General features: G+C 48.0%; 21 protein-coding genes. 13 read left to right on the plus strand and 8 right to left on the minus strand.

Annotation, left to right across the window (positions count from 1 at the left end):
- Nucleotides 1–28 precede the first annotated feature (28 nt).
- From ACUN27_RS12815 to ACUN27_RS12825, 3 genes are all read left to right on the plus strand, one after another.
- On the plus strand, nucleotides 29–940 hold the full coding sequence (locus ACUN27_RS12815) for a carbohydrate ABC transporter permease (protein WP_315952381.1): 912 nt from the start codon (nucleotides 29–31) through the stop codon (nucleotides 938–940).
- Nucleotides 937–1,818, plus strand: coding sequence for a carbohydrate ABC transporter permease (locus ACUN27_RS12820; RefSeq protein WP_315952380.1), 882 nt, complete (start codon nucleotides 937–939; stop codon nucleotides 1,816–1,818). The genes ACUN27_RS12815 and ACUN27_RS12820 overlap by 4 nt, the downstream gene beginning before the upstream one ends.
- A gap of 144 nt (nucleotides 1,819–1,962) precedes the next feature.
- Nucleotides 1,963–3,747, plus strand: a complete 1,785-nt coding sequence (locus ACUN27_RS12825; RefSeq protein ID WP_326059536.1) for a sensor histidine kinase — start codon at nucleotides 1,963–1,965, stop codon at nucleotides 3,745–3,747.
- Nucleotides 3,748–4,087: 340 nt separating this feature from the next.
- On the opposite strand, the gene ACUN27_RS12830 is transcribed toward ACUN27_RS12825, so the two are convergent.
- Nucleotides 4,088–4,282, minus strand: a complete 195-nt coding sequence (locus ACUN27_RS12830) for a hypothetical protein (RefSeq protein WP_157321866.1) — start codon at nucleotides 4,280–4,282, stop codon at nucleotides 4,088–4,090.
- Nucleotides 4,283–4,397: 115 nt separating this feature from the next.
- Entirely contained in the window at nucleotides 4,398–5,267 is an 870-nt protein-coding gene (locus ACUN27_RS12835; RefSeq protein WP_445559010.1) for an AraC family transcriptional regulator, read from the minus strand.
- A gap of 248 nt (nucleotides 5,268–5,515) precedes the next feature.
- Here ACUN27_RS12835 and ACUN27_RS12840 point away from each other — a divergent pair, with 248 nt between their 5' ends.
- From ACUN27_RS12840 to ACUN27_RS12865, 6 genes are all read left to right on the plus strand, one after another.
- The gene (locus tag ACUN27_RS12840) at nucleotides 5,516–6,709 is read left to right on the plus strand and encodes an LLM class flavin-dependent oxidoreductase (RefSeq protein ID WP_326059541.1); all 1,194 of its coding nucleotides are present in this window, start codon (nucleotides 5,516–5,518) and stop codon (nucleotides 6,707–6,709) included.
- 44 nt (nucleotides 6,710–6,753) lie between these two features.
- A complete protein-coding gene (locus tag ACUN27_RS12845) occupies nucleotides 6,754–8,055 on the plus strand; it encodes an ABC transporter substrate-binding protein (protein ID WP_326059543.1) in 1,302 nt (433 codons plus the stop codon).
- Between the two features lies 1 nt (nucleotide 8,056).
- Nucleotides 8,057–8,932: a carbohydrate ABC transporter permease gene (locus tag ACUN27_RS12850; protein ID WP_315952372.1), complete on the plus strand. Its 876-nt coding sequence runs from the start codon at nucleotides 8,057–8,059 to the stop codon at nucleotides 8,930–8,932.
- A gap of 20 nt (nucleotides 8,933–8,952) precedes the next feature.
- Complete coding sequence (locus ACUN27_RS12855) at nucleotides 8,953–9,768, plus strand: carbohydrate ABC transporter permease (protein ID WP_326059546.1); 816 nt, start codon at nucleotides 8,953–8,955, stop codon at nucleotides 9,766–9,768.
- Nucleotides 9,769–10,132: 364 nt separating this feature from the next.
- Nucleotides 10,133–11,140, plus strand: a complete 1,008-nt coding sequence (locus ACUN27_RS12860; protein ID WP_445559011.1) for an LLM class flavin-dependent oxidoreductase — start codon at nucleotides 10,133–10,135, stop codon at nucleotides 11,138–11,140.
- Nucleotides 11,141–11,231: 91 nt separating this feature from the next.
- Nucleotides 11,232–11,450, plus strand: coding sequence for a hypothetical protein (locus ACUN27_RS12865; protein ID WP_315952367.1), 219 nt, complete (start codon nucleotides 11,232–11,234; stop codon nucleotides 11,448–11,450).
- A 48-nt stretch (nucleotides 11,451–11,498) separates the two neighbouring features.
- On the opposite strand, the gene ACUN27_RS12870 is transcribed toward ACUN27_RS12865, so the two are convergent.
- Genes ACUN27_RS12870 through kduI form a run of 4 tightly spaced genes read right to left on the minus strand, consistent with a single transcriptional unit; the run spans nucleotide 11,499 to nucleotide 14,725 of the window.
- The gene (locus ACUN27_RS12870; protein ID WP_326059549.1) at nucleotides 11,499–12,329 is read right to left on the minus strand and encodes a sugar phosphate isomerase/epimerase family protein; all 831 of its coding nucleotides are present in this window, start codon (nucleotides 12,327–12,329) and stop codon (nucleotides 11,499–11,501) included.
- A complete protein-coding gene (kduD, locus tag ACUN27_RS12875; protein WP_315952364.1) occupies nucleotides 12,330–13,082 on the minus strand; it encodes a 2-dehydro-3-deoxy-D-gluconate 5-dehydrogenase KduD in 753 nt (250 codons plus the stop codon). It lies immediately after the preceding gene.
- Between the two features lie 18 nt (nucleotides 13,083–13,100).
- The gene (locus ACUN27_RS12880; protein WP_315952363.1) at nucleotides 13,101–13,856 is read right to left on the minus strand and encodes a DeoR/GlpR family DNA-binding transcription regulator; all 756 of its coding nucleotides are present in this window, start codon (nucleotides 13,854–13,856) and stop codon (nucleotides 13,101–13,103) included.
- Between the two features lie 35 nt (nucleotides 13,857–13,891).
- Nucleotides 13,892–14,725, minus strand: a complete 834-nt coding sequence (gene kduI / locus ACUN27_RS12885; RefSeq protein WP_127449997.1) for a 5-dehydro-4-deoxy-D-glucuronate isomerase — start codon at nucleotides 14,723–14,725, stop codon at nucleotides 13,892–13,894.
- Nucleotides 14,726–14,899: 174 nt separating this feature from the next.
- On the opposite strand from kduI, the gene ACUN27_RS12890 reads away from it, so the two are divergent.
- Entirely contained in the window at nucleotides 14,900–15,055 is a 156-nt protein-coding gene (locus ACUN27_RS12890) for a hypothetical protein (protein WP_315952360.1), read from the plus strand.
- A gap of 299 nt (nucleotides 15,056–15,354) precedes the next feature.
- Here ACUN27_RS12890 and ACUN27_RS12895 read toward each other — a convergent pair whose 3' ends face one another.
- Entirely contained in the window at nucleotides 15,355–16,215 is an 861-nt protein-coding gene (locus ACUN27_RS12895) for an AraC family transcriptional regulator (protein WP_445559012.1), read from the minus strand.
- A gap of 131 nt (nucleotides 16,216–16,346) precedes the next feature.
- Between ACUN27_RS12895 and ACUN27_RS12900 the strand changes: the two genes are divergently transcribed.
- Nucleotides 16,347–17,183 carry a phytanoyl-CoA dioxygenase family protein gene (locus ACUN27_RS12900; RefSeq protein WP_326059554.1) on the plus strand — a complete coding sequence of 279 codons (837 nt, stop codon included), beginning with the start codon at nucleotides 16,347–16,349 and terminating at the stop codon, nucleotides 17,181–17,183.
- On the opposite strand, the gene ACUN27_RS12905 is transcribed toward ACUN27_RS12900, so the two are convergent.
- Entirely contained in the window at nucleotides 17,184–18,404 is a 1,221-nt protein-coding gene (locus ACUN27_RS12905; RefSeq protein ID WP_326059556.1) for an aspartate aminotransferase family protein, read from the minus strand.
- A 218-nt stretch (nucleotides 18,405–18,622) separates the two neighbouring features.
- Here ACUN27_RS12905 and ACUN27_RS12910 point away from each other — a divergent pair, with 218 nt between their 5' ends.
- Together ACUN27_RS12910 and ACUN27_RS12915 are read left to right on the plus strand one after the other, a co-directional pair.
- Nucleotides 18,623–19,582 (plus strand): AraC family transcriptional regulator, encoded by a 960-nt coding sequence (locus ACUN27_RS12910; protein WP_445559013.1) that lies wholly within the window; start codon nucleotides 18,623–18,625, stop codon nucleotides 19,580–19,582.
- 67 nt (nucleotides 19,583–19,649) lie between these two features.
- Nucleotides 19,650–21,155 (plus strand): alpha-glucosidase/alpha-galactosidase, encoded by a 1,506-nt coding sequence (locus ACUN27_RS12915; protein ID WP_315952353.1) that lies wholly within the window; start codon nucleotides 19,650–19,652, stop codon nucleotides 21,153–21,155.
- Nucleotides 21,156–21,230: the final 75 nt, after the last annotated feature.

Below are 21,230 nucleotides of genomic sequence, written 5' to 3' on the forward strand. Positions count from 1 at the left end.
AGGTCCGATTTCATAAGGAGTGTTGGAGATGGATGCAGAAATAAGTGTACAGCCTGTCGCAGCGGCTAGCACCGTTAAGAAGAAGATCAATTGGTATTTGTGGGGAACGTTATTCATTATCCCGGAGATTGTGTTGTTTATTATTTTCTTGTGGGTGCCGATTATTAAAGGGATTTTCTACAGCTTTTACAATATTGATTTTGTGGATGGCAATCATTTTATTGGCCTTGCAAACTATCTTCGTATTTTTCAGGATGAGCTTCTGCTGATATCTGTCAAAAATACCTTGTATTATATGGCGCTGGGTATCGTGATCGGCTTCTGGGTCCCTCCGCTCGTTGCTATCGCTGTCTCGGAATTAAAGTGGTTTCAGGGGGGAGCGCGCATTATCGGATACTTGCCCAGTGCGATTCCCGCTATTGTTCTATACGGCATGTGGCAGTGGTTTTATGATGCAGTAGGTCCGATCAACTCCTTTTTGCAAACCTTGGGGCTTCCTCAGCTGCAATTCTTCAGCCCTAAGCTCGCTATGGGTTCCATCGTTCTGCTGGAAACGTGGCAAAGCTTTGGGGCGGCTACACTCATCTATATCGCGGCTATCGTAGGAATTCCGAGGGACATCTACGAAGCAGCGGAGATTGACGGGGCGAGCGTGTGGCAGCGAATCCGCTACATCACCTTGCCGAGTATCCGAACCTTGATGCTGCTTCTGCTGCTTCTTCAGGTGATTACAACGTCACAAGGTTTCCAAGCGCAGTTATCCATGACCGATGGCGGGCCGAACAATGCTACGTTAACGTACCTGCTGTGGCTCAATCATACGGCATTCCGGGACCTTGATTTTGGGAAAGCAAGCGCGATGGGCAGCTTAATGTTTTTTGTTTTAATCCTGTTGTCTGTGTTATACAATTTGCTGCAGCGTAGAGGTGAGAAGGCATGAAGCAAGAAGAACGCGGCATTATTTCCAGATTTGATATGAAAAAAGGCACGGTACGCACGGGCTACACCATCATGGTGGTGTTGATGCTTGTGATGGGTGTAACGATGCTGTACCCGTTTTTCAATACGTTTTTTGGGTCATTAAAAACGCGGGAGGAATTTTTCGCTTTCCCTCCGACCTTTTTCCCGGAGAGCTGGGTTTGGACCAACTATAAGGATGCTTTTACCGGATTCGATCTGCCTTTGTTAACATTTCTCAAAAATACCGTGTTCATCTATGTCGGCAATGTGATCGTTTCCCTGCTGCTGATCGGCTTAGCGGCATATGCGCTGTCGCACTTAAAAGTTCCTTTTAAACGATGGGTGACGCTGTTTTTCTTTTCCACGCTCCTGATCCCGCCAGCCACGTATGTTGTGCCTAACTTACTCAATTTGAAAAGCTTCGGTATGCTGAATACCTACTGGGCGTTCTGGCTGCCAGCTGCAGCGAATGCGTATTTCATGCTGCTGCTCAAAAACTTTTTTGACGGCATTCACAAAGAGATTCTGGAAGCGGCGAGGATAGATGGCGCAACCGAATTCAGCTCCTTCATCCGGATTGCCGTTCCGTTATCTACACCCATTATCGGTACACTTCTGATGTTATCCTTTTCGGCGACGTGGAACGATTTCTACTGGCCTAGTCTGGTGATGACGGAGAGAGGGATGTATCCCCTGGCTACCGGGATTTATCTGTATGTCGTTTACTCGACATCGGTGATACCGTGGAGTGTCCGCTTTGCGGTACTGACGATGGCGATGCTGCCGCCGGTGGTGTTCTTCCTCGTTTTTCAAAAGTTTATTATTCGCGGCATTTCAGTTTCCGGTGTTAAAGGTTAAGCGAATAACGTCCATCAGAAACTATTTCTGGTGGCGTTTTCTTTTGCTTAAAGGAGAATGTCTCCAGGATCGCGAAACTAGGTGAAAGCAAAGGATATCGGGAGTATGACCTGATGAAATGGCTGGAAAGGAAAGGTAATCCTTATGCGGAAAATGCTGCGTAATATGAATCTGATGAAAAAGCTGATCGTCCTGCTCATCTTATTCGTTGTCATCCCGATATTGGTCTTGGATCTGGTTGTCGCCAAAAAGCTGGAGTCGATTACAGAAGAGCAGGTGGGCAATGCCTTGCTGCAATTAGTACGGGGCAGCCACTTAACGTTGGATCGGGAAAGCAGCGATTTCGAGGAAAAGACGGAGAAAATCATGATCTCTCAGGAGATTCAACAGCTCGCGAGCATCCCCTCCTCATCGGAATATGAGCGATTTGAAATCTTCAAGACGCTGGATAAATATTTGAGCAATTATTCAACGAATGCGATTCGTTATTCCATGTTCTTTTCAGATACGGATAAGCAGTATTCGTTCGTGCCGAATTCGGATATTTTAAACAACGGGATCTTTTATGCCACGGATTTGAATGCGCTCTCTTGGTATAAATCGGTGAGTCAAGCAAAGGGGAAAGGGGTTCTTCGCGTCATAGATAAGTTCGGCTATAATCCGAATAACGTGAAAACCGTTGCTTATTTGCGGCAGCTCAACAGCATTTATAACGGAGAAACGGTCATCGGTTACTTGCTCGTGTCGGGCATTGAGACGCCTTTACAGCAGGATTTTTCGCCTTTTGAAAAATATGCGGATGGGCAAGTGATGCTGCTGGATCAAGAAAATACGGTGCTTGCCACCAACACGGAGAAATTCCAGATCGGCTCTACAGTGCCTGCGGCTGCGGATAAAGTGGAGGGTGTTTATAAGCTGAAGGAAGCGGGTGTGGAGTACATGCATGTGCTTCATACAAGTGAAGCTACGAACACGAAATTGCTCATGAGGGTGCCGGTTCAATCCATCATTATCGATCATATTAGTGTGCAGCGTCTCGTGGATTGGATTATGTTTATTTACTTCCTCATTTTATTTTTGGCCAGCATCTACTTTATTCAATCCATCTTGAAGCCAATTTCGAGGCTGGCGCGTATTACCAATTCCTATCATCCAGGCAGGCCGCTGGCAATCTCTATGCATTCGGAGAGTAAAAATGAGATCGTGCTGCTCAGCAACCATTTTATCCGGATGACGGACCGTTTGAATCAGACGATTTATGATCAATATGAGCTTGAGTTAAAGCATAAGGAAATCGAATTATCGATTCTTCATACGCAAATTAATCCGCATCTCCTGTACAACACGCTGGAGTCTGTGTACTGGCATACTTTTATGGAAGGCGCGACGGAATCTGCTGAAATGATCAAGGACTTATCACTTATTATGCGAATTGGGCTAAGTAAAGGAAAGCTGCTGATTCCGGTCATGGAGGAAATGAATCATGCGGAGGCATATGTCCGCTTGCAATTGTTCCGCTATGAATACGCTTTTCAGGTGCATTGGGACATTGAGGAGGAGGCCAAAAAGTATCTCGTGCCGAAGGTCATCCTGCAGCCAATCATTGAGAATGCCATCCTGCACGGCATTAAGCATATGAGCCAAGACGGGGAGCTGTGGATCACGGTGCGCGTGCGGGGTGGTCTCGTGAGGATCAGCGTGGAAGATAACGGTTACCGGCAGGCGGATATCGAGATGTTGAATGCGATTATAAAAGGCAAAGAAAACAATCGCGGGTTTGGCATTATTAACGTTCAGAAACGGATTCAGCTGCATTTTGGCAGCAGCTACGGTCTGCGTTACAGCCACAGAGAGGATCAAGGCGTACGTGCCTTGATTGAGATTCCGGCGATCCTTGACGAGAATGAATGGAAGCAGCCTCCGGCCTGAGGCTTGGGAAGTAGGTGATGCAGTCGTCCAACCATCTCGCGTGAGGGAACTACAGGCCTCTATTTCCCGGAAAAGGCAGGCTTCCGACTGTGATGGGAACTAGCGTCCGCTATTTGGCCATTTTCACCCGGAAAACGTGGCATGGATGCGAAATAAGGACCTGTAGTTCCGCTCGGGAGGAAATAGCTCGATTTTCACGAGAATAGCGGACTCCAGTTCCCTCTGACTGAAAACTAAGCGGAAATTAACGCGAGGTTTTCTGGAATTTAATAATCAAAAGAACCTAGCGGTATAAAAGTATCACTAGGTTCTTTCGCATGACATGAGGCTATGTTTAAGTTTAGTTTTGCGGTAAACCAAACTCGCTATTCGTTGAAGTAGTGGGATCAGTAATATCCACATATTGATCGACCGTGTCCAGGACCTGACTCAGCTGCCAGCGGCTAAAAATAACATGGTCCGAAGAGATAGCATTATAGGTGCTTTCTTCTTTACTAATCTTAAAGCCTCGGTAATTCTCATAAATGGTTCTCATTCTGATCTCTCCCTCACTTTGATGTATATCTTAAACTATCATCAAACGCAGATTTTTGGTAGAGGTGTAAATTGATAGATATTGTCAATTCTTGGCTTATTTCATGTAAAAATGATTAATTGCTTTTATTTTGCTGCCTATAAAGGGTTGGGGGCATCCCGATATGCTTCTTAAACGCTTTTGAAAAGCTGAATAAATCAGGATAGCCAACGGAATTGGCAATTTCGGAAAGCGTATACGCTGTTTGCTCCAAAAGCAGCTTGGCTTCATTCATTTTCAAACTTTGGAGGTACTCCATCGGGGGAACCCCGTACGTTTTGCCGAATTGTTTGGTAAAATGCGTTCTTTCCACGCCAACATGATCCGATACTCGCTGTACCGTGATTCCTTCGGCGTAGTGGATTTGCATATAGGAGAGGCCCATTTGCAGCCAGGTAACGGCACGATTTTCGTGATTGGCTGCGGGCTTGTGCATGCCGGATAATGAATCAAAAACACGATATAGATGATTCAGCCTTGACAGATCCGTTGCTTGGCGTTCTCCTTCGCTGACTGCGCTTATGAAGTCCCACATTAGACTCAGAGCTTGCTCAGTTGCTGCGCCCGAGAGATGAGGCGAGTGAGGGCTCAGCCCGATTCGTTCCAACAAATGAAGCGACTGCTTCCCGTCAAAAGCCACGAAGATTTTATGCAGCGGATGGCTCGCGACAGTCACATACTCATGCGTCACCTGTGGAAATAAGCAAAACATATCTCCTTTGCCCAATGAGAAGGTCAGATTGTTTTGATAAAATGTCCCTTGGCCTTCCAGTACGAAAATCAAATAATAATAAGGCGTTGTCCTGGGCCCGATATGATAATTGGATTTTGCAATATTATGGCCGATGCGGATGGGCCACACATTGCCTGCTTTTTCAAATTCGGAAGGGGTAAAATAGTAAATCTCCAAATACTCATGTTGATCTTCACGCATATTCTTCCTCATCAACCACACCTCTTTTTCACATGCCCAGTACAATGGATTTTCATGAAGCAAGCAGAATGACAACTCCATCATAAGACCAAAAACCACAAATTGACAAGTTGAAAATAACACGAAATGACATTGACCCCGGCCGTGGTTCGTTGTTATGATACAAATACATTCTATTCCTACCTTTTTTGTAGGATTTTGACCAGACAACTGGAAATAACAAAAATAAAAATAACATCAAGTCGACAGGAGAGCCTGAGATGACACTTCATAAAGAGATTGAGTTTGGTTGGTTTTTGCCGACATCCGGTGATGGTAAGTATGTTGGGGTAGCCCCGGAGCGAGAAGCTACGTTAGATTATTTAATCGATGTTGCCCAAACGGCAGAACGATCCGGATTTGAATTTGTCCTGATTCCAACCGGAGGAGCTTGCTTGGACGCTTGGGTGGTGGGCTCTGCGGTGATGAGCCACACGACGACTTTGCGGCCGTTAGTTGCCGTACGTCCCGGACTGGTCGCCCCTGTACTGGCAGCGCGGATGGGAGCGGCATTGGATGTGCTTTCCGGAGGGCGGGCTATGATTAACGTCGTAACCGGCTCGTCCGTGCAGGATTTGGAAGAATTAGGGGATCCATTAGCACATGCCCATGATGAAAGATACGAGCGGGCTAGAGAGTATGTAGAAGTGATGCAGCAAGCTTGGACGCAAACGGATGTCCTCGCGGCTTCGGAGTTTGCGGATGCATCGAAGAATGAAAAGGCGAAAGAAAGCCAGCTTTACCAAGGGAAGTATTATCAATTCAATCGTCCCGTTTCTTCCCCGTTAACGGTTCAAAAGCCGCATCCGCCTTTTTACCTGGGAGGAAGCTCGCCTGCTGCCAAGCGATTGGCTGTTGAGACTGCTGACACCTATCTCATGTGGGGAGAGCCGCATGATTGGATTCGTGAACAGATCAGTGAGATCGAAACAGTTCGGGCCGAGTATACGGCAGAAACAGGAGTGGACCGTCCTCTTCGTTACGGACTGAGAGCGCAAGTGCTCGTTCGTGAAACGGAAGAAGAGGCTTGGGCAGCAGCTTGGGAGAGCATCTCCAAGGTATCGCCAGAAGCGATTGCGAAAGCGCAAGAAGCGTTTGCCAAAACAGATGCGACCAATCAGCAGCGTCAGAACGATTTAAGAGAGCTTTCCAAGGACCAACAATTCGTCGTAGGACCCAACTTGTGGACGGGTTTATCCCTTGTTCGCTCCGGCGGTGCAATCCTCCTGGTAGGTACAGCCGATCAGGTCGCGGATCGATTGGTTGAATACGCCGAATTAGGCATCTCTTCGTTCATCCTTTCCGGGTATCCTCATCTGGAAGAGGCAGAAACATTTGGTCAAGCCGCACTGCCGTTATTCCGTGAAAAATGGCAATTGAAGCTGCAAGAGGCCGGAGTGCCATCCAACGCATAAATCTAGCAACATCGTATCGAAACAATCAATCAGGAGGTCTTTCCATGAAAAAACATAAAAAAAAGAGCGGGTTCCTCGTTGCAACGGTCACATTGCTGTCCATCCTTACGGCAGCATGCGGATCGGCTACCGACACCGCATCAACACCAGGCGCATCTACCGGAGCTAGCGCGACCGCTGCTGCTTCAGGCAAACCTGTAACCATTAGCTTCTTGCATTGGCGTGGAGAAGACGTGAACTCCCTGAACGGCATTATTACCAAATTCCAAGCCGAGAATCCGACCATTAAGGTTGAGATGCAAACGATGCCGTCGGAGCAGTACCAATCCACTGCACAAGCCAAGCTGGCGGACGGTTCTGTAGGTGATGTGTTCACGTCTTTCCCTGGCGCGCAGTTCGAAGCGTTATCCAAGGCAGGCATTTTCACGGATTTATCTTCAGAAAAATTTCTTAGCAATTTTAATGATACCCTCATTCAAGTAGGCAAAAAAGACGGTAAACAAGTGGCGGTGCCCTACCAGCTGGTTTACAACGATCCGATTTATAACGTCAAACTGTTCCAAAAGTTTAATCTGACTCCGCCCAAGGATTGGGAAGGCTTTCTGGCTTTATGCGAAACGCTGAAAAAGAACGGCATCATTCCAATTGCTTTTGCAGGCGCGGATATTGGCCCTGGGCAATTTATGAATACGATGGTGATGAACAATGAACCAAGCACCGATATTTTCACCAAAGTTGAAGCGGGTCAAGCGAAATTAACCGACGAGTTCTGGGTCAAAACCTTAACGCAATTCAAGGAGCTTAACGATAAAGGTTATCTTCAGCCTGATGCGCTGGGCACAAAAGACGCGGCAGCAGGGGCTCTTTTTATCCAGGAAAAAGCAGCCATTCTGGCCAGCGGATCCTATCAATTAGCGCAAAATAAAAAGCAAAATCCGAATCTGGAGCAAAAACTGCTCGCTCCGATCACGGTTGCTGCTGACCAGGCGAAATTCGAAGGTGTCCACACAAGTACGTTTATGCTAGCCGTAAATAGCAAATCCAAGCATCCGGCTGAGGCTAAGAAATTTATTGAATTTTTGAGCCGCAAGGAGATTGCGGGCACGTATGCGAATGAGACGGGGCAAAATGTAACGGTCAAAGACGTTCAGTACTCATCGCCTGAGCTTCAGGTAGCGACAGAGTGGGCAGGAAAGAAAACACTCTTCCAGCCGCGCTTCAGCATCACGAATGCTGATAATCAGAAGGCGGTAACGAATTCGATTCAGGCTGTGCTCAGCGGTAAATCGCCTCAGGATGCTGCGAAAGAAGCGCAGGCTATTATCGATCAGCATCTAGTTAAATAAGATGACTCATAATCGCCGTGTGTTATGGCTGTTCCTTCTGCCGGGAACGCTGCTGTACTTGTTCTTATTCGTAGGGCCGACATTAACCGGATTGTTTTACTCATTTACAGATTGGGACGGCGTATCGCCGTCCTATCAGCTTGTCGGACTGAACAATTACGCCAAAACGCTGCATAACATCGTCTTCCAGAAAGCGCTCTGGAACAATACGAAATTCATGCTGACGGTTGTAATCGCGCAAACATTGGTGTCCTTGGCACTGGCCATGCTGCTCGTAAAAAATAGTAAAATTCACGTGCTCCTGCGCGCGCTTTACTTTTTCCCGACCATCCTCTCGTCGGTGGCGGTGGGGTTGATTTGGTCGTTTATGTACGATCCTTCACTCGGACTAATCAACACATTGCTCCACCAAACAGGGCTTGGGGCATGGGGCCAAAATTGGATTGGCGGCGTTAAAATCGCGCTCTACGCCATAGCCGGTGTTCAAGTCTGGGCGCACGCCGGACAAATGATGATCGTATTTATTGCTGGCCTGCACGCGATCCCGGAAGAGTTGTATGAGGCGGCGAAAATGGATGGGGGCACCAGGTGGCAAGTGTTCCGCAAAGTTACCTGGCCGCTTTTGGCTCCGTCAGCGACGATCGTTGTTGCTTATACGACGATTCAGTCGTTTAAAGCTTTCGATTTAATCTTTACGATGACGGACGGCGGCCCCAATTATGCGACCGAAATTTTGACCACTTACATTTATCACACGGCTTTTGCTAACTATTCGTTTGGCATGGCTTCTGCCGGTTCTGTTTTGTTCCTTATTTTGTTGTCTATTTTGACGGTCCTGCAGTTCAAAGCGCTGCGTGCAGATCGTGTTTCGTATTAATCCAAAAGAGGTTAACCAATATGGGAATGAAATGGTTTGGTCGCGTTGTGCTGCTGCTGTATGCAGTCATTATAGCAGCGCCTTTATATTTTGTTTTTATTTCGTCGTTTAAGTCGACGCAGCATTTTTTCGCTTCGCCGCTGGGTTGGCCGAAGCCGTACACATTGTCTAACTTTAGCTCCATGTTCAAAGGCCAGACGATCGTCAAGTATTTTTGGAACAGCGTAGAAGTGACGTTAGGCACGGTATTGATTGAGCTGCTGCTCGGCAGCTTGATCGCCTATGCGATCTTTCGATTGGGTGGCAGACTCGCAACCATTTTGTTTGCTTTGTTCCTTGCAGGACTTATCGTCCCGTCTCAGGTGAACATGCTGCCCATCTATTCGCTAACGCATAAACTTGGCTGGTCGGACCGTCTATATGGCTTAATTCTTGTATCTGTCGCCATGCTGATGCCTTTAACAGTCTTCATGCTGAAAGGTTTCATGCAGGTATTGAGCAAAGAGATTCTGGAAGCCGGCAGCATCGATGGGGCAGGTGAGTGGACATTGTACTCGCGCATTGCCCTGCCTTTGTCGGCGCCTTCACTGGCCGCTACAGCAACCTTTTTGTTCGTCATGGTATGGAATGACCTGCTCATCCCGATGCTGCTCATCAACAGTAAGTCGAAGCTCACGCTTCCGCTTGCCATGCTGCAGTTTCGAGGGGAATATGTGACGGATTACCCGATGTTATTAACAGGCGTAGTGATCACCGCGGCGCCGATGGTTGTTTTGTTTTTATTTCTGCAGCGTTATTTTGTAGCTGGCGTGATGGCGGGGTCATTGAAGGGATAAGTAGATGGTAACCGTTAGTTTTCGCTCTGCGCGGCTGCACAGTTCAAAGAGATGCGGGCTGTCATTGGATGAAATCCAACGAGAAGAGAAGATTTGAGGTCCTTGAGTCATTTTCGTTGGAGTAAATCCAATGGTAGTCCGATATTTAAGTCAAATAGCGCGGTTTTTCCCGAGGCCATTGGAATTCGTCCAACGAGAAGTCGATATTTCGCCTGAAAAGGGTGTTCATCTTGGATTTCGCCCAATCAGAACTCAATGGCACAGATTTTTCATATCAGTTTAGAGCCAGTCAAAGCTTGATGCTTGACTGTTTTTTGCTATTCTGTGCTTTCTTGTGTTACAGTTAGAAGTGAGGTGATCAACGATGTTTAAATTGGGTATTTTGGACCAATCACAAATAGGGGAAGGCCGCACTGCGGCAAGTGCGTTGGCCGAAACGACGGAGCTGGCGCAAGAAGCGGATAAATTAGGGTATTCGCGGTATTGGGTTTCGGAGCACCATGCTTCACAAGCGCTTGCGCACTCAAGTCCAGAAGTGCTTATCGCACATTTGGCAGCCAAAACGAATCGAATCCGATTAGGATCAGGCGGCATCATGCTGCCTCATTACAGTGCTTATAAGGTGGCGGAGAACTTCCGGCTGCTGGAGGCACTTCATCCGGGGAGGATTGACGTTGGTCTTGGCCGCGCACCAGGCGGTATGCCGATATCCACGCGCGCTCTGCAAGAGGGAAAATATACTAGCGTAGATCAATACCCGCAGCAGGTTGCTGATCTAACGGGATATTTATATGACTCGCTGCCGCCGAGTCACCGTTTTGCGGCATTGCATGCCTCTCCAATCATTGAGACTGCACCGGAAATTTGGCTGTTGGGTTCTTCCTATGACAGCGCCCGAATAGCCGCTGATCAAGGGGCTGCTTTTGGTTTTGCGCAATTTTTTGGCAATGCAGATTGCGAGCAGGCTTTGCGGATTTATCGTGAGAACTTTAAGCCGTCGATTCTGAATGAGAAAGCACACTCGCTTGCAGCGATTATGGTGATTTGCGCGGATACGGAAGGTGAGGCAAAACGTCTGGCTTCGAGTTCGGATTTGTTTTTCCTGTCACTAGGACGCGGCGCGCTGCTGCCATCGTTTCCTTCGGCTGAGACAGCGACGAATTATCCTTATACACCGGGGGATCTGGCGTTGATCCAAGACCGCCAGCATAAGCGGATCGTAGGTACACCGGAGCAAGTTAAAGAGCAAATGATCAAGCTTAACGAAGCTTATCAAGCTGATGAATTAATGGTGGTGTCACCCATTCATGATGTGGCTGCCAGAATCCATTCCTACCGGCTATTAGCTGAAGTATTTGACATGCAGGGCTGATCTTGTTAAGTACCTCTTGGCGTAATCCGCAATAAAAATTTGCGTTTTTCTGCTCTTGCCCTTACACTTAAACCAAAAATGGAGTGGTGAGATGAGCAAGAACAGAGTTTGGAATAAAGGTAAACGCAATGGTGGTGGCGGGCCGGCACCTGGAACGGGTTATAAAGAGAAGCTGGCCGAAGCTGCTAGAGCAGAAGGCAAAAATCCGGAGATTGACTACAATAATCCGATTAATCAAGTGCGGCCAATGAAACGCGACAATTGGGTTGAACGGCCTGTTCGCGTCGTACGGGAACAACCTAAAACATAAATAAAAAACCTATTCGATCCTGTGAAGATCTGAATAGGTTTTTTGGTTTTAAGGCATAAGACTTCTAACATAATGGAAAGCTTCGTTCATCGTTTCATCGGTAAGCTGCTCTAATGAAATATCAACGCCCGGCTTTGCACGATGAAGCTTTTCCAGAAATGATTTGGTTTGGAAAATGCCTTCGCCCGAACGGACAGATTTCAGACTACCGTCTTGTACGATAACATCCTTCAGATGTGCCAGAACAATGCGATCACCGAAAGCTGCAAATGCTTCATCCAGGAATGCCTCTTGTGCCTGAATGGCCGTTGGAGGAAGCAAATTTACGGGATCAAAGACCACCCCTAAATTGCTCGATGGGACTTCTTCCAGAATACGCACCATTTTCTCCGTACTGGATAATGTGTGCGTGAATACGGGCTCAAGACCGATATGAACACCCCAACGCTCCGCTTCTTCCGCTAATTCCTCAACGGTTTGTTTAAGCAGTTCCCAACCGATGGCTTCATAACGCTCAGGATCCTGCGTGAGATAAGTCGTCAAATCCGCCGTTTCCGTTGCTACGATGGACGTTCCGAGATCTCTGGCATAACGCAGATGCTCCTTGAATCTGTTGATCTCATGGCGACGCTGCTGCGGATCTGGATGAATCGGATTGATGTAGCAGCCGAGTACGCCGATACGGATGCCAGCGCGCTGGAACTGTTCGCCAATATGATTGGCAAGTCCAGGGCTGAGCTTGCCCAAACTTGTGTCGATATCGCTGATGGCTTTGCTTAGAGCCAACTGCACGAAGTCAACGCCTCGTCCGCGCAGTTTCTCTGTTAATTGATTCAGTGGAAGATGACCGACAGTGTGAGCTAGCGTCCCGAGGCCCATCTATCTCGCCATCCATCCGCCGTCCACGCATAATACGTGTCCGTTCATATAATCCGAAGCGTTAGAGGACAAGAAAACGACAGGTCCTTTGAGATCTTCAGGTGAGCCCCAACGGCCAGCCGGGATACGCTCTGTAATTGATTGTGTGCGCTTCTCATCTTTCAGGATTGGCGCGGTATTGTTTGTTGTCATATAACCAGGTGCGATGGCATTGACTTGAATGCCTTTGCCAGCCCATTCGTTCGCTAATGCTTTCGTAACACCTGCAATCGCATGTTTACTAGCTGTGTAGCCAGGCACGTTAATGCCGCCTTGGTAAGTCAGCATAGAAGCAATGTTGACGATTTTCCCGCTGCCGCGCTCGATCATGTGACGGCCGATCAGCTGGCACAGGAAGAAAGCGGAGTTCAAGTTCAGGTCGATGACATCGTGCCAATCTTCACGGGAGTGGTCAACAGCCGGTGTACGACGAATGATTCCCGCGTTGTTCACAAGAATATCGATGCCGCCATAAATGCCGACAGCTCGGTTCACGACATCCTCAAGGATGTCTTCGTTGCTTAAATCAGCTGCGATCAGCTCCGCTTTACCGCCTAATGCGCGAATCGCTTCAACGGTTTGTACGCTTTCGGAAGAAGAGACAGCAATAATGTTAGCGCCTGCTTCAGCAAGCCCGATGGCCATTGCTTGTCCCAGACCGCCGGAAGCTCCGGTTACGAAAGCTGTTTTTCCTGCTAAGTTAAAAAGTGTCATGAAACATACTCCTTTTCACTAATGAGTGACGATTTGGATGCCGGCATCACGGTATTGCTTGGCCGTTTCTGCGGGCAGATTACTGTCAGTGATAATCAGGGCAACCTCTGACAAAGAGGCAAAAGTGCGCAGGGCGCATTGGCCGAACTTGTAGTGATCGGCAACACCATAGACTGCTGCGCTGGATGCAATCAATGCACGTTTGTAGTCCGCGTGATCGCTCGTATAAATCGTAAAGCCGTGCTGCAGATGAACGCCGGTCGCAGAAATGAACGATTTCTGAATGTTCAGCGAGCTCACATAGGCAACAGCTTCAGGACCGGCAAGCATATTCCGCGTTCGGTACCCGCCAGGAACAACAAGCCGGATTTCTTCCTTATGAACAAGCTCGGAAATAATGTATAAATCATTGGTCACGACAGTAAGCGGCTGATTGTCCAGCCGCCTAGCAATCTCAAGAGTAGTGCTGCCGCCGTCGAGGGCAATGATGTCTCGAGGCTGAATATAGCGAAGGGCGATCGTCGCGATTTCCGATTTTTGATCGGCATGCTTGACGATCGGCTCTTTCGCCGAAAGAATGCCAAGCTGATCGCTTTGAGCGAGCATAGCGCCGCCATGAATGCGGACGAGCAGCCCTTTTTCCTCCAGCTTGGCCAAGTCTTCGCGAATTGTTTTACCTGTTACGTCCAGTCGTTCACTAAGTTCGTTGACCGTTACTTCTTTCTGTGCCAGGAGTATTTCCATGATAGTTTCATATCTGCGTAAAGGGTTCATCGATGATCATCACTTTCCAAAAGAGAGATTACCGATTATTTTAAATCTTTCATAGCCACGGCGTCCATATCGTCGAACATTTGATTTTCGCCGGCCATGCCCCAGATGAATGTATAGTTATTAGTGCCTACGCCACTGTGAATGGACCAGCTTGGGGAAATGATCGCTTGCTCATTGCGCATAACTACGTGACGCGTTTGTTGCGGCTCGCCCATCATGTGGAAAACAACTGCATCTTCCGGCATGTCGAAGTAGAAGTAAACTTCGGAACGGCGGTTATGTGTGTGTGAAGGCATTGTGTTCCACATGTTACCTGGTTTCAGAAGGGTCATCCCCATAACCAGTTGACAGCTTTGAATGCCATCCAAGTGGATATATTTGTAGATCGTACGTTCATTGGATGTATTGATGCTGCCCAGATGAGCTGGAGTCGCTTCGCTAATTGCTGCTTTTACAGTTGGGTATGTTTTGTGAGCAGGCGTTGAGTTGAAGTAATATTTAGCAGGATCAGCTGCATTTTCGCTGGCAAAAGTAATGTCTTTGGAGCCTAGTCCGATGTAGATGCAATCTTTGGAATCCATGTTGTAAACGGTACCGTCAACCGTAATCGTCCCGCGGCCGCCAACGTTAATGATACCGATTTCGCGACGCTCCAAGAAATAATCAGCCGCCATTTCTTTCTTATCAGCTTGCAGCTGCAGGGAACCTGTAATCGGAAGAACGCCGCCAATGATAAAACGGTCAACGTGGGAGTAAACTAGTTTAATCTCGTTAGGAACAAACAAAGCGTTGATTTGAAACTCGGATTGCAACCGCTCTGTGTCAAATTGTTTAACTTCATTCGGGTGTGATGCGTAACGGATATCCATGTGATAATCGCTCCTTGGTTTGGTTTATTTGTGTTGATATGGGTTCATATAGGTTTAATTTACTCCAATCAGCCAGATTAAGCAAGTGTTTTCGGAGGAGGTTACAAATCGTTCCATCGAAGTGAATAATGGAGCAAGATTAAGGAAAAAACAACCCTACAGGAGGTTATGTCTATGGATAAAAGTCATTATTTCGACCACGTCTGCAACGATACGATCCCGACCAAGCCAGAGGAAGAAAGCACGACGCCAACCGATTTGGTCAGTGACGCGGTCGAGGAAATTATGGACAATATCAAAAGCGCCTTCTCGACTAACGAGCGGGATTAAGCAAAAGAACGAAGCAGGTTGCTGCTTCGTTCTTTTCGTTGTGTTCGCTATGGGGAGGCTGGGGCTGGCCGCTGAACGGAACTACAGGGCGCTATTTCTGCGAAATACGCCTTTTATATAAGGAGGGGGTACTAGGGTCCGCTATTTTACAGTATTTGGCGGAAAATCCGCCTAAAACTGTGAAATAGCGCCCTGTAGTTCCTGCACCAGCACTATCGCCGCTTTTCTGGGAAATAGCGGCCTGTAGCTCCGCTAAGGCTGGCTCAGCCACCTTAGCCCTGTTCGCGATATCATCATCCTCATCGGGACATCCGCCACTGCACAGGCGTCATCCCAATGATGCGCTTAAACACAGTGGCGAAATGCTGGGAAGAGGCGTATCCAAGCTTATTTGCGATCTCAGTAATGGTAGCGGTGCTCTCCGAGAGCAAGCTGCAAGCTTTTTTGATGCGCATCCGTTCGATATAACTCATTGGGGGCAGTCCCGTATACGCCTGAAAAGTCCGAAAGAAGTGGGAGGGACTGACACGGACCATGCCGGCCAATTCTTCAACATCCGGCCGCCAATCAGGCTCATCCTCAATGCGGCGAAGCAGCAGGTCGAATTGACTGGTTAGATCGTCCGCAAGCGAAAACATACGCTCATTCGGCTGTACGATGGCAAGCAGCAGCCCCATAACCGCCTGACGTACGGCGGTTGAACGCATCGGGCTGTTGCTGTTTATTGCGTCGCCTAGCTGCCTGAAGCCTTGAATGGCTTGCAGGCCGATATGGCGAACTCGCGGGAGCATCTGCAAAGCGTTAGCGATGCACTCGCTTTCTCCCAATGGGAGTCGGAGCCACTCTTCCGTCCGGGGAGGTGTGACGATGAACCACCAAAACCGGCTCGGTTCTATGACGTTGAAACCACCGCGATGCAGCTCGCCAGGGCAAGTGTGAAAGACATCGCCTGCTTTGGTCTCATAGACTTGCCCATCCAGCTCCCAGCTTGCTTTTCCCCGTTCTACTAACACAAATTCATAGCCGTCATGCTGATGATAGGAAAGGGGAAGCGCCGATTTGATTTCATCGAAGCCGAAAAGAATCAACTCCGGAACATCAGGAATCGATTCTTGTAAAGCGACGTCATAGGTCCAGCGGGGACTTTGTTTGGCAGCCAAAAGAAAACCTCCTTTTTCGAACATGTTCTTATTTATCTTCTATGTTTCTCATACTACTCAGCAGGTCTATGAACGTCAATAACCGGCAGAACCCGTATGATGAAAGCAAGACGAAGAAGGAGGCTGTTACAATGACCATGCAAGCAGAAAGAACTTACAAAATTACAACGCAGGATAAGGAAGTTTTCGATCGGGATGGCTATTGGATTTCACCGAAACTGCTGGATGATGGCCAGATTGAACGACTTCGTGAGGCGCACGAACGCATTTGGAGCGGTGATTATGATGGGGACGGGCTGCCGATGAACCATTATCGGCCAACTTCCAATCCGGACGCCCTCCGCAAGCTGGACAACGGCTGGTGGATTAATGACGAGGTTCGCCGCACAGTCACGGATCCGTTGATCGGGGAGCTGACGGCAGATTTGCTGCAAACAGATGAAGTTCGACTGTGGCATGATCAGGTCATCTATAAACCGGGTGTCGGTGACAAAGTGACGGCGGTAGGCAATGTGGGTTGGCACCAAGATTATGGCTATTGGCAGTGTTCCAGCAATCCCAACATGGTGACTGTCTGGATTGCGCTTCAGGACACGGATCTGACAAATGGCGGGATGAAGACAATCGTCGGTTCGCACAAATGGGGACTGATTCCAGATAGCGACACGTTCTTCAATCCTAACATGGAAGAGCTCAGGGACAAATACGCGGCTGGCCGCGACTGGGTGGAAGAGCCCTGCATTTTGAAGGCAGGGCAGGCCAGTTTTCATCACGGACTTACGTTCCATGGGTCCGGTGCGAATACAACGATGATGCCTCGTATGTCAATCGTAGCCCACTTGATGCCGGGAGGCACAAGCTATCGAGCAGGCGTTCAGCGGCATGACAATATCCGGCTGTTGGGGCCGCGTCCGCAGCAGGGGCAGCTTTTTGCGAACGACTATTTTCCGGTTTTGTTCCAGCGGTAATCACCGTACAGCTGGGCTAACAAAAATTTGATCCATCACGCTGCACAAAAGAGTCATCATCTCGTCGATTTCCGCTTTCGACACAATCAAAGCGGGCATCAACCGGATGGTACTCGGACCAGACGAGTTAATCAGCAAGCCGGCATGCAGGCAAGCGGCTGCCAGTTCGGCACCGCGCGGCTCTGGAAGATCAAAGGCTAGCAATAATCCTTTGCCGCGGATATCGGTCACGCCATATTGCTCCTTAATACCATGCAGCTTTTGCAGCAAATAAGCTCCTTGCTCTGCGGCTTGCTGAGGAAGCTTGCGCTGAAGCACTTCGCCTACGACAGCAAGGCCCACGGCCATGGCAAGCGGTTGTCCGGTATAAGTGCCGCCTTGGTCGCCCGCTTCAAAAAGGTTATACGCTTCTTTTGTAAGCATAGCCGATAACGGAAATCCGCCGCCGATCCCTTTGGCAAGTGTGAGCACATCGGGCATTACACCATAATGATCGTAGGCGAACATGGTTCCAGTCCGGCCAATTCCGGTTTGTACTTCATCGAACATGAGCAAAATCCCCTGCTCATCGCATAGGGTGCGAAGAGCTTGGATGTAAGCGGGATCAGCTTCATAAACACCGCCTTCGCCTTGGATGAGCTCAACGAATATGGCACAGGTATGGGGAGTAATCGCTTGCTTCATGGCTTCAATATCATTAAAAGGTACTTTCACAAAGCCGGGCAGTTGCGGAGCAAACATGTGCTCCCAGCCGGCTTTTCCTGTTGCTGCCGTAGTCGCCAACGAACGCCCGTGGAAGCTTCGCTTCGCTGTAATAATTTCGTAAGCGCCATTTTTGCGGACAGTACCATATTTACGAGCAAGTTTAATTGCACTCTCATTTGCTTCTGCACCTGTGCTGCCAAAAAATACGCGCTCCAATCCCGTTAATCCTGTCAGCAGGCGGGCAAATTCAACCATCGGCTTATTAAAAAAGCCAGGACTGGCATTAACAAGCTTGCTTGACTGCTCCAGCAGCGCATCGCTGATGACTTTTGGAGAATGGCCTAAGCTGGTAACCGCCCACCCTCCTATAAAATCCAAATATTTTTTCCCGTTCGTATCCCACAGATACATCCCTTCGCCACGTTCCATAACGACCTGAGGTCGGTTTGCAACGAATAGAATGGAGGTATTCGCCTCAGCCAATAATTCATCTGTGCATGAATTTTCCTTGTTCACATAGACACATCCTTTATAAAAAAAATAAGAAATAATGAATAATTATACACATATACGTATTTTTATTCAATCCAATAATTAGCAGGATTGTCCCATTTTTATTTGGTCGAGGAAGGCCCTTATCAAGGTTGTACGCAATTGGCTGCCTGACGATTTTCTTTTTATGAATAGGGGGTTACAATGACGATAGGAAAGACAACGCTTGGTGGAAGGGAAAGATGACGTTTATGCCTGATAACGAATCGTTATTTCCAGCGCTCTTAATGGAATCGAACGGTCACCCGCATGTGATGGCGTACTATTTTAAACAATGGCAAGGCTTTGAAATGCCCTTTCACCGTCATGATGCCACGGAAATTATGTATACGATTCAAGGGTTTTGCGAAATCGAGATTCAATCTCAGCTGGCACATACCGAGAAGGTCGCGCTTAAAAAAGGCGAGTTTATCATTATAAATGCCAACGTCTCCCATCGTTTGCTCGTCGATGCAGCTAATCCATGCAGAATGCTGAATGTAGAATTCCGTTTTACTCCGAATAAAGGGATTTTCCCCTCGATTCAGCAATTGGCTGCCGAAGATGATCTGCTGATCGCCTTATTGGCATCAGAATCTCCCTATTTGGTGCTGCGGGATGGGGATGAAGTCTACCATATTATGAAAAGCTTGGTGCTTGAGCTGGATAAAGCAGCGAATAAAAGCGACTTGATGGTCCAGCTCCTGATCACACAACTGCTGATTCGTATTGCACGGCTTTGGCGTGAAACGGTTAATAGCGGTGAGGCGCAGAGTGAAAGATATGTCAAGATTTCGATGGAGTATTTGCATCAGAACTATGACCGTGATATTCAAGTGAAGGATATTGCCGGGGCTGTTAATTTGCATCCAGGGTATTTGCAGCGAATTTTCAAATCCCTGACTGGACAGACCTTAATGGCTTATTTAACGGGCATTCGGATGGAAAAAGCCAAGATGCTGCTCCTCGAAACCGATGTGCCGATTTCCGATATTTGTGAGTACATCGGTGTTGGAAGCCGGCAGTATTTTCATATGCTTTTCAAAGATTATACGGGTCTGACCCCCACCGATTTTCGTAAATCCATGTATGCGGAGAAACGAAACTATCCGAAAGAAGTGAGGATTTTTGACAAAAGTGAGACGAGGAAGTTAGAAATTTGATAACGGTTTCTCTTTCGTGCTTGATACAATGTGAAAGGTAGAGAACACGATAGAGAGGGCGATAAACATGTCATTTAAAGTGGCTTTTATTGGAGCAGGAAGTATTGGTTTTACACGCGGATTACTAAGGGATTTATTATCAGTTCCTGAGTTTAAAGATATTCAGGTCGCTTTTACTGACATTAACCAACATAATTTGGATATGGTGACTGAGCTGTGCCAAAGGGATATTGTGGAGAATGGTCTGAACATTAAAATTCAAGCAAGCACGGATCGCAGGGAAGCCTTGAAAGACGCAAAATATGTCTTATGTACGATTCGCGTCGGGGGTCTGGAGGCTTTTGCAACGGATGTAGATATCCCGCTTAAATATGGCGTTGACCAGTGTGTCGGGGATACGTTATGCGCCGGAGGCATTATGTACGGCCAGCGCGGGATCTCAGAAATGCTGCGTATTTGCGGAGACATTCGCGATGTAGCTTCGCCGGATGTGCTGCTGTTAAATTATGCGAATCCGATGGCGATGCTGACATGGGCTTGCAATACGTACGGCGGCGTACGGACGATCGGGTTATGTCACGGCGTGCAGCACGGCCATCGTCAAATTGCTGATGTATATGGTTTGAAGAAAGAAGAAGTCGATATTATCTGTGCAGGAATTAATCATCAAACTTGGTATATACAGGCCCGCCACCAAGGCAAGGATCTGACGCAAGGTCTGCTGGAAGCGTTCGAGAATCATCCGGAATATGCTCGCACGGAGAAAGTGCGCATCGACATGCTTCGTCGCTTTGGCTACTACAGCACAGAATCCAACGGGCATCTTAGCGAGTATGTGCCCTGGTACCGGAAACGCGCTAGTGAAATCCAGGATTGGATCGATCTGGGGAGCTGGATTAACGGTGAAACGGGCGGTTACCTGCGCGTATGTACGGAAGGACGGAACTGGTTTGAGACGGATTTCCCGAACTGGATGAAGGATAAGGCAATGGTTTACACGGCAGAAAAGCGCAGTGAAGAGCATGGTTCCTATATCATCGAGGGACTTGAAACCGGCCGTGTGTATCGCGGGCATTTCAACCTGGTGAATAACGGCGTCATTTCAAATCTGCCAAACGATGCCATCATTGAAGCACCGGGTTATGTGGATGGCAACGGGATTTCGATGCCGCATGTAGGAAATCTGCCATTAGGACCTGCTGCTGTATGCAATGTCAGTATTTCTGTGCAGCGTCTTGCTGTGGAAGCGGCTGTACATGGGGACGATAAATTGCTTCGTCAAGCGTTCATGATGGATCCTCTTGTTGGGGCTGTCTGCAATCCGAAAGAAATCTGGCAAATGGTGGATGAGATGCTGGTTGCCCAGGAGAAGTGGCTGCCTCAGTACGGAACTGCCATTGAAGAGGCTAAAAACCGCCTTGCCGCAGGCAATCTCATTCCTACCCGTGACTATGAAGGCGCAGCGCGCTTGAAAGTGAAAACGGTGGAAGAAATGAAGCAGGACCGGGAAGCCGCTAACAAAAATGCGGGCGAAGCAGACAAAGGGAAAGACCGTGCGGCTGTTTCATCCTAATAGGAAACGTAATGTTCGTTTATTTTCAAGTATGTTCATTTTGGTTCTTTTGGGTTATAATTAATTTTGTAAGTG

It is taken from the genome of Paenibacillus sp. WC2504, assembly GCF_052682475.1.

Bases quoted from the DNA above. Each gene is read 5' to 3' on its own strand.
- ACUN27_RS12835 (WP_445559010.1), bottom strand. From the start codon at position 5,267: ATGAGGAAGAATATGCGTGAAGATCAACATGAGTATTTGGAGATTTAC.
- kduI (WP_127449997.1), bottom strand. From the start codon at position 14,725: ATGGATATCCGTTACGCATCACACCCGAATGAAGTTAAACAATTTGAC.
- ACUN27_RS12860 (WP_445559011.1), top strand. From the start codon at position 10,133: ATGTTTAAATTGGGTATTTTGGACCAATCACAAATAGGGGAAGGCCGC.
- ACUN27_RS12840 (WP_326059541.1), top strand. From the start codon at position 5,516: ATGACACTTCATAAAGAGATTGAGTTTGGTTGGTTTTTGCCGACATCC.
- ACUN27_RS12900 (WP_326059554.1), top strand. From the start codon at position 16,347: ATGACCATGCAAGCAGAAAGAACTTACAAAATTACAACGCAGGATAAG.
- ACUN27_RS12910 (WP_445559013.1), top strand. From the start codon at position 18,623: ATGACGTTTATGCCTGATAACGAATCGTTATTTCCAGCGCTCTTAATG.
- ACUN27_RS12820 (WP_315952380.1), top strand. From the start codon at position 937: ATGAAGCAAGAAGAACGCGGCATTATTTCCAGATTTGATATGAAAAAA.
- ACUN27_RS12830 (WP_157321866.1), bottom strand. From the start codon at position 4,282: ATGAGAACCATTTATGAGAATTACCGAGGCTTTAAGATTAGTAAAGAA.
- ACUN27_RS12870 (WP_326059549.1), bottom strand. From the start codon at position 12,329: ATGGGCCTCGGGACGCTAGCTCACACTGTCGGTCATCTTCCACTGAAT.
- ACUN27_RS12855 (WP_326059546.1), top strand. From the start codon at position 8,953: ATGGGAATGAAATGGTTTGGTCGCGTTGTGCTGCTGCTGTATGCAGTC.
- ACUN27_RS12850 (WP_315952372.1), top strand. From the start codon at position 8,057: ATGACTCATAATCGCCGTGTGTTATGGCTGTTCCTTCTGCCGGGAACG.
- ACUN27_RS12865 (WP_315952367.1), top strand. From the start codon at position 11,232: ATGAGCAAGAACAGAGTTTGGAATAAAGGTAAACGCAATGGTGGTGGC.
- ACUN27_RS12815 (WP_315952381.1), top strand. From the start codon at position 29: ATGGATGCAGAAATAAGTGTACAGCCTGTCGCAGCGGCTAGCACCGTT.
- kduD (WP_315952364.1), bottom strand. From the start codon at position 13,082: ATGACACTTTTTAACTTAGCAGGAAAAACAGCTTTCGTAACCGGAGCT.
- ACUN27_RS12825 (WP_326059536.1), top strand. From the start codon at position 1,963: ATGCGGAAAATGCTGCGTAATATGAATCTGATGAAAAAGCTGATCGTC.
- ACUN27_RS12845 (WP_326059543.1), top strand. From the start codon at position 6,754: ATGAAAAAACATAAAAAAAAGAGCGGGTTCCTCGTTGCAACGGTCACA.
- ACUN27_RS12880 (WP_315952363.1), bottom strand. From the start codon at position 13,856: ATGAACCCTTTACGCAGATATGAAACTATCATGGAAATACTCCTGGCA.
- ACUN27_RS12915 (WP_315952353.1), top strand. From the start codon at position 19,650: ATGTCATTTAAAGTGGCTTTTATTGGAGCAGGAAGTATTGGTTTTACA.
- ACUN27_RS12890 (WP_315952360.1), top strand. From the start codon at position 14,900: ATGGATAAAAGTCATTATTTCGACCACGTCTGCAACGATACGATCCCG.